The organism is Aeromonas simiae, assembly GCF_014892695.1.
Classification (GTDB): Bacteria; Pseudomonadota; Gammaproteobacteria; order Enterobacterales; family Aeromonadaceae; genus Aeromonas; species Aeromonas simiae.
The window spans coordinates 3,955,102-3,967,500 of the sequence record NZ_CP040449.1 but is presented as its reverse complement, the minus strand read 5'-3'; the positions used below and the strand labels follow the sequence as shown (position 1 = coordinate 3,967,500).

The 12,399-nt window shown below is 61.3% G+C and carries 12 protein-coding genes (1 of these 12 only partly in view); 5 read left to right on the top strand and 7 right to left on the bottom strand.

Annotated elements, in window-relative coordinates:
- Positions 1–310, top strand: partial view of a gamma carbonic anhydrase family protein gene (locus FE240_RS18875; RefSeq protein ID WP_193002877.1) — the 3' portion only. 239 nt of this gene lie to the left of the window's left edge; 310 of the gene's 549 nt are visible here — the last part of the coding sequence; the start codon falls outside the window, past its left edge; its stop codon occupies positions 308–310.
- A gap of 70 nt (positions 311–380) precedes the next feature.
- Here FE240_RS18875 and polA read toward each other — a convergent pair whose 3' ends face one another.
- Positions 381–3,113 (bottom strand): DNA polymerase I, encoded by a 2,733-nt coding sequence (polA, locus tag FE240_RS18870; protein ID WP_193002876.1) that lies wholly within the window; start codon positions 3,111–3,113, stop codon positions 381–383.
- Between the two features lie 388 nt (positions 3,114–3,501).
- Between polA and elbB the strand changes: the two genes are divergently transcribed.
- Complete coding sequence (gene elbB / locus FE240_RS18865; protein ID WP_193002875.1) at positions 3,502–4,155, top strand: isoprenoid biosynthesis glyoxalase ElbB; 654 nt, start codon at positions 3,502–3,504, stop codon at positions 4,153–4,155.
- 72 nt (positions 4,156–4,227) lie between these two features.
- On the opposite strand, the gene FE240_RS18860 is transcribed toward elbB, so the two are convergent.
- The 4 genes from FE240_RS18860 to fieF form a co-directional block, all read right to left on the bottom strand.
- Positions 4,228–4,437 carry a cell division protein ZapB gene (locus FE240_RS18860; RefSeq protein WP_042044587.1) on the bottom strand — a complete coding sequence of 70 codons (210 nt, stop codon included), beginning with the start codon at positions 4,435–4,437 and terminating at the stop codon, positions 4,228–4,230.
- Between the two features lie 143 nt (positions 4,438–4,580).
- Complete coding sequence (locus FE240_RS18855) at positions 4,581–5,864, bottom strand: hypothetical protein (RefSeq protein WP_193002874.1); 1,284 nt, start codon at positions 5,862–5,864, stop codon at positions 4,581–4,583.
- A gap of 16 nt (positions 5,865–5,880) precedes the next feature.
- Positions 5,881–6,660 carry a serine O-acetyltransferase gene (gene cysE, locus FE240_RS18850; RefSeq protein WP_193002873.1) on the bottom strand — a complete coding sequence of 260 codons (780 nt, stop codon included), beginning with the start codon at positions 6,658–6,660 and terminating at the stop codon, positions 5,881–5,883.
- A gap of 8 nt (positions 6,661–6,668) precedes the next feature.
- Positions 6,669–7,580, bottom strand: a complete 912-nt coding sequence (fieF, locus tag FE240_RS18845; RefSeq protein WP_042044590.1) for a cation efflux pump FieF — start codon at positions 7,578–7,580, stop codon at positions 6,669–6,671.
- Positions 7,581–7,663: 83 nt separating this feature from the next.
- Here fieF and FE240_RS18840 point away from each other — a divergent pair, with 83 nt between their 5' ends.
- The 3 genes from FE240_RS18840 to trmL are packed head-to-tail and all read left to right on the top strand — an operon-like array spanning position 7,664 to position 10,233.
- Positions 7,664–8,353, top strand: coding sequence for a response regulator (locus tag FE240_RS18840; protein WP_042044591.1), 690 nt, complete (start codon positions 7,664–7,666; stop codon positions 8,351–8,353).
- Positions 8,354–8,406: 53 nt separating this feature from the next.
- Positions 8,407–9,717 carry an ATP-binding protein gene (locus tag FE240_RS18835; RefSeq protein WP_193004602.1) on the top strand — a complete coding sequence of 437 codons (1,311 nt, stop codon included), beginning with the start codon at positions 8,407–8,409 and terminating at the stop codon, positions 9,715–9,717.
- Positions 9,718–9,759: 42 nt separating this feature from the next.
- Complete coding sequence (trmL, locus tag FE240_RS18830) at positions 9,760–10,233, top strand: tRNA (uridine(34)/cytosine(34)/5-carboxymethylaminomethyluridine(34)-2'-O)-methyltransferase TrmL (protein ID WP_042044592.1); 474 nt, start codon at positions 9,760–9,762, stop codon at positions 10,231–10,233.
- On the opposite strand, the gene dinF is transcribed toward trmL, so the two are convergent.
- Together dinF and FE240_RS18820 are read right to left on the bottom strand one after the other, a co-directional pair.
- Complete coding sequence (gene dinF, locus FE240_RS18825) at positions 10,230–11,564, bottom strand: MATE family efflux transporter DinF (protein ID WP_042044593.1); 1,335 nt, start codon at positions 11,562–11,564, stop codon at positions 10,230–10,232. The genes trmL and dinF overlap by 4 nt on opposite strands.
- Positions 11,561–12,202, bottom strand: coding sequence for an SCO family protein (locus tag FE240_RS18820; RefSeq protein ID WP_042044594.1), 642 nt, complete (start codon positions 12,200–12,202; stop codon positions 11,561–11,563). Before FE240_RS18820 ends, dinF begins: the two co-directional genes overlap by 4 nt.
- Between the last annotated feature and the right edge of the window lie 197 nt (positions 12,203–12,399).

Here is a 12,399-nt window from a genome sequence, read left to right as displayed (position 1 = left end):
CCTCATCATCGGCGAGGATGTGACTGTCGGCCACAAGGCGATGCTGCACGGCTGCACGATCGGCAACCGGGTGCTGGTCGGGATGGGCGCCATTTTACTTGATGGGGCCATAGTGGAGGACGATGTCATGATCGGGGCCGGCACCCTGGTGCCGCCAGGCAAACGGCTGCTCTCCGGCCACCTCTATATGGGCAACCCGATGCGTCAGGCGCGCCCGCTGAATGAAAATGAGATCGCTTTTCTCAAGCAGTCAGCCGATAACTATGTCCTGCTCAAGGATGAATACCTGGCCGAGCAGGCTACCCTCTGAATGGACAGAGCCCGGCAACGCCGGGCTCTCTTCATCTCTATATAAGGAGGAGTCGTGATGGTGACGAACCTTAGTGGGCCTGATCCCAGTTGTCACCCGTTCCCGCCTCGACCACCAGCGGAACATGCAGCTCAGCCGCTGCCGACATCATGCTCTTGATGGCCGGTACCAGCGCCGCCACCCGCTCTTCACGGATCTCGAATACCAGTTCATCGTGCACCTGCATCAACATGCGGATGTCATCCCCGCCCTCGGTCTGGATCCAATCGTCCACCGTTATCATGGCTCGCTTGATGATATCCGCCGCCGTCCCCTGCATAGGAGCGTTGATAGCAGCACGCTCGGCGGCCTTACGCAGGCCGGCGTTGCGAGATTTGATCTCCGGCAGATAGAGACGACGGCCAAACAGGGTTTCGACATAGCCCTGAGCCTCGGCCTGCTGGCGGGTGCGCTCCATATACTCGAGCACCCCAGGGTAGCGCTCGAAATAGAGATCCATGTACTTCTGCGCTTCGGCACGGCCGATACCAAGCTGCTTGGCCAGACCAAAGGCGCTCATGCCATAAATCAGGCCGAAGTTGATCGCCTTGGCGCTGCGGCGCATGTCGCTGGTCACAGCGGTCAGCTCAACCCCAAACACTTCGGCGGCCGTGGCGCGGTGGATATCCTTACCTTCGGCAAAGGCGGTCAGCAACCCCTTGTCGCCGGAGAGGTGCGCCATAATGCGCAGCTCAATCTGGGAGTAGTCGGCCGCCACCAGCTTGAAGCCGGGGCTGGGCACAAAGGCCTGACGAATGCGGCGCCCCTGCTCGTTGCGCACCGGGATGTTTTGCAGGTTGGGATCCGATGAAGAGAGGCGCCCGGTCGCCGCCACCGCCTGGTGATAGGAGGTGTGTACCCGGCCGGTCTGCGGCTTGATCATCAGCGGCAGCTTGTCGGTATAGGTCGACTTGAGCTTGGCCAACCCACGGTGCTCCATCAGCAGGCGCGGCAGTTCATAGGTTTCAGCCAGCTCGGCCAGCACCTCCTCGGCGGTGGAGGGGGCCCCCTTGGGCGTTTTCTTGATGACCGGCAGCCCCAGCTTGGTAAAGAGGATCTCACCCAACTGCTTGGGGGAGCCCAGATTGAACTCTTCACCAGCCAGTGCGTGTACCTCCTGCTCCAGTTCACGCAGACGCGTCTCAATCTCCTGGCTCTGCTGGTGCAGCAGCTTGGGCTCGATCGGGGTACCCAGTCGCTCCATCCTTGCAAGCACGCTAAGCAGCGGCATCTCGATGTCTCGGAACACGCCCGCCAGACGCTCCACCGCACTCAACTGTGTCCACAGGGCATGGTGCAGGCGCAGGGTGATGTCGGCATCTTCCGCTGCATAGGGGGCGGCCTGTTCCAACTCAATCTGGTTGAAGGTCAACTGCTTGACCCCTTTACCGGCGATCGACTCAAAAGTGATGGTCTCCACCCCCAGATACTTCTGGGCCAGGGTATCCATATCGTGGCGGCTGCCGGTGGAGTTGAGCACGTAGGATTCGAGCATGGTGTCATAGGCGATGCCACGCAGCTCGATGCCATGATTGAGCAGCACGTTGCGATCGTACTTGAGATTCTGCCCCACCTTGCGCAGAGTCGCGTCTTCCAATAGCGGCTTGAGTTTACCGAGCACCAGCTCTTCGCTCAGTTGAGCCGGCGCCCCTAAGTAGTCGTGGCCGAACGGCACATAGGCCGCTTTGCCCGGTTCGATGGCGAACGATACGCCGACGATGCGCGCCTCCATGTAGTCCAGGCTGGTCGTCTCGGTGTCGAAGGCAAACAGCTCGGCCCCCTTCAGGCGTTCAATCCAGCCATCCAGCTCGGCCTCGTCCAGTACACAGGCGTATTCGGTCTCAATGGCCGGCGCCGCCGGCTCGGCCTCTGCCTCCTCGGCATTGTCGCCCTCTTCCAGCTCCTTGATGAGATTACGGAACTCATATTCTCGATAAACATCGAGCAGACTCTCTTTATCCACCGGTGCCAGCTCGAGCTGCTCAATGGCCACCGCCAGCTCCACGTCGGTCTTGATGGTGGCTAGGGTATAGGAGAGGCGCACCATCGCTTCCTGCTCGCGGAACTTATCGGCAAAGGTCTTGGAGCCGCGAAAACCGAGCGCGGCTACCTTGTCCAGGTTGGCGGCGATCGCATCGATGCCACCGATCCCCTGCAACAGGGCCAGGGCGGTCTTCTCACCCACTCCGGGCATGCCCGGAATGTTGTCCACCTTGTCCCCCATCAGCGCCAGGTAGTCGATGATGAGTTCAGGCGGCACACCGAACTTTTCGACAACACCGTCACGGTCGGTCACCTGATCCTTCATGGTGTCGATCAGGGTCACATGATCCGACACCAGTTGGGCCATATCCTTATCCCCGGTGCTGATGAGTACCGGCAGTTGCTTCTCGGTAGCTTCCCGCGCCAGGGTGCCGATGACGTCGTCCGCCTCAACCCCCTCAATGATGAGCAGCGGCAACCCCATGGCGCGGATAATGCGATGAATCGGTTCAACCTGACTGCGCAGATCGTCCGGCATCGGCGGACGGTGGGCCTTGTAATCGGCATAGAGATCATTGCGGAAGGTCTTGCCCTTGGCATCAAACACCACGGCCACATGGCTCTCCGGATACTGCTTGAGCAGGCTGCGCAGCATGTTGGTCATCACCCGCACGGCGCCGCTAGGCATGCCGGAGGAGGTGCGCAGATCGGCCTGCTGGGAGGCAAAGAAGGCCCGATAGAGATAGGAAGAACCATCAACCAGAATGAGGGGGTGAGCCATGGGGGAGTCCTGAATTCACGAAAACAGCGGGTAGGATGCCACAGGGTGCGGGCATGACCAAGGTGGGGATCCGGCGAAAGGATCACCTAACCCTGTGGATAACTCTGTGGTCAAAAATGGCAATGCCACCACACATCGGTGGCAAAGCTGTGACAAACACACAAAACAAGATTAAAATCATACAGTTGCATAACAAGGATAGCTTGTGAACGCACATTCTATCCTGATGGAGAATGTGGACAAAATATCACAACTGAAACCGGGGGAGATCAAGCGAGTAACGATCCTAGCACAAGGATCCTTGCCCGCCAGACGACCGCCCGAGCCATGCAGGCGAAATTGCCACGATGGCAGCAACCTCACACTTTCGGCAAACAAGGAGTCTGAAATGAAAAAAGTGGCAGTGATTTTGAGTGGTTGCGGCGTGTTTGATGGCGCCGAGATCCACGAAGCCGTCATCAGCCTGCTGGCGCTCTCCCGCCTGGGTGCAGACTACCACTGCTTCGCCCCCGACATCCCCCAGCACCATGTCATCAACCACCTGACCGGGCAAGTCAGCGAAGGAGAGACACGCAACGTGCTGGTCGAGGCGGCCCGCATCAGCCGCGGCCAGATCCGCGACGTGAAGGAACTCGATGCCGCCGACTTTGACGCCCTGCTGCTGCCCGGTGGCTTTGGTGCCGCCAAAAACCTGTGTGACTTCGCCTTCACGGGAGCCAAGACCCATCTACAGCCGGATGTGCTGCGCGCCTGCCAGAGCTTCGCTGTGGCCGGCAAACCCGCGGCCTATCTGTGCATCGCGCCGGTCATGATCCCGCTGATCTATGGTGAAGGCACGCTGGTCACCATCGGGGATGATCAGGAGACGGCCACCACCATCGAGGCCATGGGCGGTGCCCACCTAGCCTGTCCGGTCAATGAATTTGTCGTCGATCAGGAGCGCAAGGTGATCTCCACCCCGGCCTACATGCTGGCCGGCTCTATCGCCGAGGCGGCCGAGGGGATCGAGAAAACGGTCAAGCAGCTACTCGCCATGTGCTGATCCTCACAAATACCTCACAAATACAAAGAGGCCGCATGATGCGGCCTCTTTCGATCGACTCAACAGCGTGTCTTAAACCGACTCACCCATCTGATCCATCTTACCGAGCAGGGCACGCAGACGCTCCTGCCAGGCTTGGTGCTCGTTACGCAGCTGGTGATTCTCTTCCTGCAGCTTGTCGTTCTGCTCTTTGAGCTCGTCCAGCTCCATCTTCAGCAAGGAGATGTTGTCAACGGCGGTCTGGACTTTGGATTCAAGTTGTTCAAGGACTTCAAGAGACATAGTCAATACCCTTCATGTTCAAGTGCGTAGCCCGACGCGGGCCATCCCAAGCGCGTAGGGGGAGCATACCCTGATGGCGCCGGGTCAAACAAGCCGAAGCCAGACAATTTGCGGCACGCCGCCGGCTAGTGCTCAAATCTGCGTCAAATCCCAACGTGCAACCAGGCGTACCCGGCAAGCAACAGGCAGCAGACCAGATAGAGCAGGGCCCCGTAACCGAGGTTCCAGCGCAGTAACTGGCCAGCACCAACTCCGTAACGAGCCGACAGGGCCAGGTTAGACCCCGACAGCGGGCTGGTGCCGGTCGCCAGCCCCCATCCCAGCAGGAACGTCATACCAAGCAGGTTAGGATCCGGGTTAAGCGGCCAGATGAGGGGGGCCAACCCCGAGATGCTGATGATGGGATGCACCCCAGGGATGGCCACCAGCAGCATCACCAGCAGCACCAAACTGGCCTCAATAGCGCCGAAGTGGTTGAAAAGTGGCAGATCCATCCCACCCAGGCTGAGCACCGACACCGCACTGTGAATCCCCGCAGCCAGTAACCCGGCCCCTAGGAACAACACCAGTTGGCCACCAATGGCCGGGAAACGCTCGCGCACCTGGCGTTTCAGTGCCGCTCCCCGCCCCTGCGGCGGCATAAAAAGCAGGGCCAGCAGCGGCGCCATCAGGGCGATGATGGCCAGGATAGAGAGCGAGGGCCAGAGCTGTTTGACCAGCAATACCGCGATGGCCAACGCCACCGGCAGAGCCAGAGAGCGGGCATGCAGGGGAAAACCGTTAAACCCCTCCAGACCGAGCCGCTCCACCTGCCACGCCGTGATCCCCATCGCCGCCAGCGCACCGAGAATACCGAAGGGCAAGATGGCGGAGAGAGTCAGCCCTGGGGCATAGGTGAGTGCCACCGCCATGGCAACGAAGAAGGGGGACCAGAAGGCGGCCACGTTGAAGATGCGGCTCAGCACCATGACCTGGCGCCGCTCCAGAGTTCCCCCCCGCTCCAAACGATCACCAATGATGAAGAGCACCGAGAGATTGATCACGGCGCCGAGCAGGTTGAGGCTGGCCATGGTGCTCCACAGCCCCTTGCGCCCCGACCAAGCCTCGCTACCGGCAGCCAGACCACCGCTCGCTAGGTTGAGCGTGCTGACGGCAGCAAACATGGTGAGCATGTTGATATTGGGCAGCAGCCACTGCGCCGCCTCAAAACTGGCTCCCTGGCTCCAGGCAAACAGACCCAGCAACAGGGCCGCACCATAAAGGGCCAGCGCCTGCCGGCGGGCGGCACCCACCAGATAGGGCCAGGTCAGCAGCGATGCCCCCCAGGCGGCCAGCGCCGCAGGCCACACCGAGGCACCAAGATAGAGGGCCAGCAAATTGAGCAGCCACATCGCCAGGATGAGATACCCTGACCAACGCTTGGCCATGCAGACTCCGAAGGGATCAGATACCCTGGTTCATGTCGAGAGAAGGCTTGTCACAGCCGGGATGGCCAACGATTTTGGCAGGAACACCCGCCACCGTGGTATGCGGTGGGACGGGCCCGATCACCACACTACCGGCGCCGATCTTGGCTCCCTGCCCCACCTCGATGTTGCCGAGCACCTTGGCCCCAGCACCGATCATCACCCCTTCACGGATCTTGGGATGACGGTCGCCCCCCTCCTTGCCAGTGCCTCCTAGCGTCACACTTTGCAGGATCGACACGTCATCCTCGATGACGGCGGTTTCCCCCACCACGATGCCGGTGGCATGGTCGAACATGATTCCCTTGCCGATACGGGCCGCCGGATGCACATCGACACCAAACACCACCGATATCTGGTTTTGCAGGTAGAGCGCCAACGGCTTACGCCCCTGGCGCCACAGCCAGTTGGCCACCCGGTAACCTTGCAGGGCATGGAACCCCTTGAGATAGAGCAGCGGCGTAGAGAACCATTCAACGGCTGGATCCCGCTCCTGCACCGCACAGATATCGGCAGAGACGATGGCAAGCAGCTCAGGCTCACTGGCGAAGGCCTGCTCGATGATCTCGCGCAGGCTGATGGCCGGCATGGTGGCGCTGTCGAGCTTGTTGGCAAGCTGGAAGCTCAGGGCACTGCCCAGGTTACGGTGATTGAGAATGGTGGAGTGAAAAAAACTGGCCAGCATGGGCTCGGCGGCCGCCATCTGGGCGGCCTCCTGCCGGATCTTGTGCCAGGTTTGGGCAACGAGGTCGTCCATGTTCCTGCCTATGATGGTTGTGGACCCGATGAAGCAGCTTCTTTGCTCACGACCGACATGGGGTCCATATGAATAATGACATCGGTGCGCTCGAAGCTGCGAAGTAGTGCTGCCTCCGCCTCGTCTGCGATACGGTGCGCCTCCACCAAGGGCAGGCGGTCATCGAGTTCCAAGTGCAACTGGATGAAGCGGGTCGGGCCGGATTGGCGGGTTCGCAGATCATGCACCCCGTGCACACCCTCGACCTGGCAGCAAAGCTCCATTATTCGCTGTTGCACCTCGACAGGCAACTGGCGATCCAGCAATGCCTGCACCGACTCCCAGCCAATGTGCACCGCTCCCCACAACAGCATCAATCCGATGGCGATGGCAAAGGCGCCGTCGGCCCAGTACCAGCCCTGTCCTGCCAGCACCAGCGCCAGCAACACCCCGCCATTGAGCAACAGATCCGAGCGATAGTGCAGCATGTCGGCCTTGACCGCCACACTGCCGGTGCGGTGGATGACGAAGCTCTGGAAGGTGACCAGCAGCAGGGTCAACACCATGGAGCCGCCACTGACCCAGAGACCGGCCTCAAGGCGAGGCAGTGGGCCCGGTTGCAGCAGGGAGGAGATCCCGTGCATCACCAGCAGGAAGGCGGAGCCAGAGATAAACGCCGCCTGGATGAGCCCAGCCAACGACTCGGCCTTACCATGGCCGAAGCGGTGCTCATCATCTGCGGGTGCAAGGGCATAGCGGATCGCCAGTAGATTGATGACCGACGCGCTGACATCCATGAAAGAATCGGTCAGGGAGGCCAGCAGGCTGGCCGAGTCGGTCATCAGCCAGGCGATCAGCTTACCGATGATGAGCAGGGTCGCGGTCGTGATGGCCGCCACACCGGCCAGGGTCACCAGCCGGGAATAGTTGTCATGGCTCAAAGCCGCTTTCCTCCTGAAAGTAAATGCATATTATACCCGCATGGAAGGCCACTTTAAGCGGCCAAATTGCTCTGGACGCTCTCATGAACAAGATCCTGCTGGTCGATGACGATAGCGACCTTACTACGCTGCTCAACGAAATCCTGACTCTGGAAGGATTTCAGGTGACGGTCGCCTGTGATGGCATCAGCGGCTTGCAGCGGCTTACCGAGTCTCGCTTCGATCTGATCCTGCTCGATGTGATGATGCCAAACATGAACGGCTTCGACATGCTGGCCACCCTGCGCCGGGAGTGGGACACCCCCGTGTTGATGTTGACCGCCAGGGGCGACAGCCAGGACCGGGTGCAGGGGCTCGAGAGTGGCGCCGATGACTACCTGGCCAAGCCGTTTGACGACAGGGAGCTGCTGGCCCGCATCCGCGCCATTTTACGCCGCACCCAGAGCCAGCAGCGCCACGCGACTGGCGAAGAGCTGCGCTTCATGGATCTGCGCCTGCAACCGGGCAGCCAGCTCGCCACCTGCCATGGCCAGCCGCTTGAGCTGACCGCCACCGAATTCGGCCTGCTCGAGTGTCTGCTGCGCCACCCTGGCCAGCTGGTCAGCAAGAACCAGCTCTCGGAACAGGTGCTCGGCAAACCGCTGGAGCCGTTCGATCGGGCCATCGATATGCACCTGAGCAACCTGCGCAAGAAGCTGCCGGAGCGCAGTGACGGCCACCCCCGTTTCAAGACGGTGCGGGGCAAGGGCTACATCTGGTTGGAGGGGGAGTGAGCGGTCTGCACCTGCACAGCCTGACCACCCGGCTGTTTCTCTGGTTCTGGGGCATGCTGCTGCTGATGCTGGCGGCAGTCACCATATTGCCGACCCTGGACCCGCGCAATCTGGCCCCGCTGCCGGAGGCCGAGCAACAGCAGCAGCAGTTCATCATCGACACCCTCAGCCGGCTGGCCGGCCGCAGCCAGGAGCTCGATCTGGCCACCATGTTGCAGCAGTCGGGCCAGCTCAATATCCGTGACATCTATATCCGCCACGGGAATGACGTGGTGCAGAGCACCCGCCATCCAGACAAAAACATCATGCGCTTCATGCTCGATTCGGATGAGCCGGGCAAACCCATGATGCGCCGCCACGAGTCACGCCTGCTGGCTGGCCCCTTTCCACTGCATCACAAGGATCAGACCTACCTGGTCTATCTGAGCCGAGCACTCGAGAGCCAGTCACTGCTGCTCTCCATCCTCGATCACCCGGTGCGGGTACTGACCACCGCCATGCTGGTGAGCACCCCCTTCTGTCTGCTAATGGCCTGGCGCCTGACCCGTCCCACCCTGGCCTTACAAAAAGCGGTCTCGCGCATTGCGGCCGGCGAGCTTAACACCCGTATCCCTCATCTGCGCCGGCGCGATGAAATCGGGGTTCTGGCCGACAGCATAGAGCACATGGTGGAAAACCTAAGGAGCATGATCGAAGAGCAAAAACGGCTGCTCTCCGATATCTCCCACGAGCTGCGCAGCCCACTGACCCGGATGCTGCTGGCCCAGTCGCTGGCGCGGCGCAAGCAGGGAGAGAGCCCGGAGCTAGAGCGCATCGCCAGCGAGATCCACAAACTCGACGCCCTGATAGGCGATCTGCTAACCCTGTCGCGACTGCAACAGCACAGCGAGCCACCGCGCCTGATGCCGCTGGCAGAAGTACTTGAACCCATGCTGGAAGATGCCGGCTTCGAGGCGGGCGAGCGCGGCATCCTGTTGCACTACCCTTCGCTGCCCGACTTGACGCTGAACATCTGGCCCGAGCTGCTGGCACGGGCAATCGAGAACCCGCTGCGCAATGCGCTGCGCTACGCCGAGCGGCAAGTCACGCTGGAGTGGTGGCAGGAGGAGCGGGAGTGGGTACTCGAGATCGTCGATGACGGGCCGGGCGCCCCGCCAGAGCTGCTGGAGCGGCTCTTTCTGCCCTTCTTCCGGGTCGATGGGGCCCGCAACGCCAGCAGCGGAGGCACCGGCCTTGGGTTAGCCATTGCGGCCGAGGCCATCGCCCACCACGGCGGCCGTATCCATGCCGGCAATCACCCTCCCAAGGGATTGCGCATCGAGATCCGTCTACCGCTGGGCGGGCGCTTCTCAAGCCCGGCCTGAGCCGGTATGCTGGCCGCCCCCTGCCCATAGCTGGAGCCAACCATGCTGGACGTCATCCTCTACCAGCCGGAAATTCCCCCCAATACCGGCAATATCATCCGCCTGTGCGCCAATACCGGCTATCGGCTGCACCTGATAGAGCCGCTGGGCTTTGCCTGGGATGACAAGCGCGTCAAGCGGGCGGGGCTGGATTACCACGAGTTTGCCGATGTGAAGCGCTGGCCGGATCTGGCCAGCTGCCTGGCAGCAGTGGCCCCGCAGCGGCTGTTTGCCTGCACCACCAAGGGGCGCGCCTGCCACTCCGACGCCCACTTCGCACTGGGCGATGCCCTGCTGTTTGGCCCGGAGAGCCGAGGTCTTCCGCTGGAGGTCATCGAGAGCCTGCCACTCGAGCAGCGCCTGCGCATCCCGATGCGGCCGGACAGCCGCAGCATCAACCTCTCCAATGCCGTCGCCATCTTCGTCTATGAGAGCTGGCGCCAGCTGGGCTATCCCGGCGCGCTCGACGTGCGCTAGTCGACCAGGGCCCGGCTGTGCCACAGGCGATGCAGCCACCAGCCCAGCCCTAATGCCCGACCGACCATGAGGGCGGCGAGCGCCGCCCACAACGCCAAGTTGCCTGAGTCACGCAGCAGCCACCAAACCGGGAAATAACCGCACAGCACCGCCAGCAGCATGCTGTCGCGCATCTCGCGGGCCCGGGTTGCGCCGATGAAGATGCCATCGAGCAGATAACACCAAACCGCCAGCAGCGGCATGGCGATCAGCCAGGGCAGGTTGCGCTGCGCCTCGGCAATGACGTCAGTCATGGAGGTCATGGCCGCTACCAGCGAAGAGCCAGCCAGGGCAAACAGCAGCGAGGTGAGCAGAGCGACGCCAAACGACCAGCCGACACTCAGCCTGATGGCCTGCGCCAGCTGAGGGCGATGACGGGCACCCACGGCCCTGCCGACCAGCGCCTCGGCCGCGTAGGCAAAACCATCCAGGCCGTAGGAGATCAACATCAGGAAGTTGAGCAGCACCGCATTGGCCGCCACGACCACATCTCCCAGCCGCGCCCCTTGAAAGGTCATGAAGGCAAAACAGAGCTGCAAGCAGAGCGCCCGGATGAAGATGTCGCGGTTGAGCGCCAGCAACCGGCGGTAAGGGGCAAGAGCAAACAACTTGCCACGCCAGCTGCGCCACAACTCGGCAAGAGGGATATGCCGGCCGATCAAGACGATACCCAGCGCCAGCGCAGCATAATCCGCCAGCATGGATGCCAGCGCGACCCCTTCGACGCGCCATCCCAGCCCCCATACCAACGCGAGATCCAGCACTATGTTGAGCAGGTTACTGGCGATGAGCAGCCACATGGGGCTGCGAGCATCATGCCGGCCCAGCAACCAGCCCAGGATCACCAGATTGCACAGCGCCGCTGGCGCCCCCCACAGCCGGATCGTCAAATAGGAGAATGCATATTCCTGCACCTCGCGTGAAGCATCACTCCAACTGAGGGCCAACTCACCGAGCGGATGACGCAGCAGCAGCACCGGCAATGACAACAACACCGCTAGCAGCAGGCCACGCCCCAATAGCAGCGTGAGCGCCTCCTGATCGTTGCCGCCCAGCGCCTGGGCCGTCAGCCCCGTGGTCGACATGCGCAGAAAACCCAGCACCCAGTAAAGCAGGTTAACCAGGGTCGCCCCGACCGCCACCCCGCCGAGCAGAGCCGTCTCCCCCAGATGACCAATCACCCAGGTATCGACCAGACCAAGCAGGGGTACTGTGATGTTCGAAAGCAGCATGGGCAGCGCCAGGGCTAACAACTGCCGCTGCGCCGCCCATGCGGGGGGGAGTGGCCTCATGAGGCCGAATGGTAGAGTGCGACGATGCGCGAGAAGTCAGCCGCCATCTTCTGCATCGAAACCTCAGGAGGCTGCGAGCGACGAGGCTCCGGACGGAATACGGCCTGGATATCACCATCCGGATTGATGAGCACGATAGAAGCCGAGTGATCGATCAGGTAATCCTTACGCTCCGCGTCTTCATCGACGATCGAGTAAACCAAACCGAGGTTGCGCACGAACGAATAGAGCTCCACCTGGGTTCCGGTTACCGCTTTGAACTCCGGACTGAAGAAACGGGTATAGCCACTCAGACGCTGCAGATCATCCCGCTTCGGATCCACCGAGACGAAGACCACTTGACTGCTCGGGTCCGTCTCCTTGAGCGTGGGGTAGATGGCACGAAGATCGGCCAGTGTGGTCGGACAGATATCGGGACAGAAGGTGTACCCAATGAAGACGAACGACCAACGCCCCTTCAGCTCATCCTTGGTAAAACTAGTTCCATCCGACTCTTTCAGGTGAAAGACATTCAGGGCGTGGGGCTTGGTAAAATAGTTGGCAAACTCAGGGAGCGGTTGATGCAAAAGCGTCGGATACAGCAACGCACCAGCCACTATGATGACCGCGGCTGGCAATACATAACGCCATCTGAACATATGCGGCAAACCTTGCTCATGAGACAATAGATTCTATTGTACCCGGAAACTCGCCGTTGCCACCCCCCTTTAGAGACCATGCCGATCTGGATTATTGTCCAGAATGGGGGGTAGAAATTCTGCCGTGGCGTGCGTGCCAGCCGTGCAGCGGGATCACGGTTGCCGGTTTTTCGTAGCGTTGCGGATGGTGTTGTAGC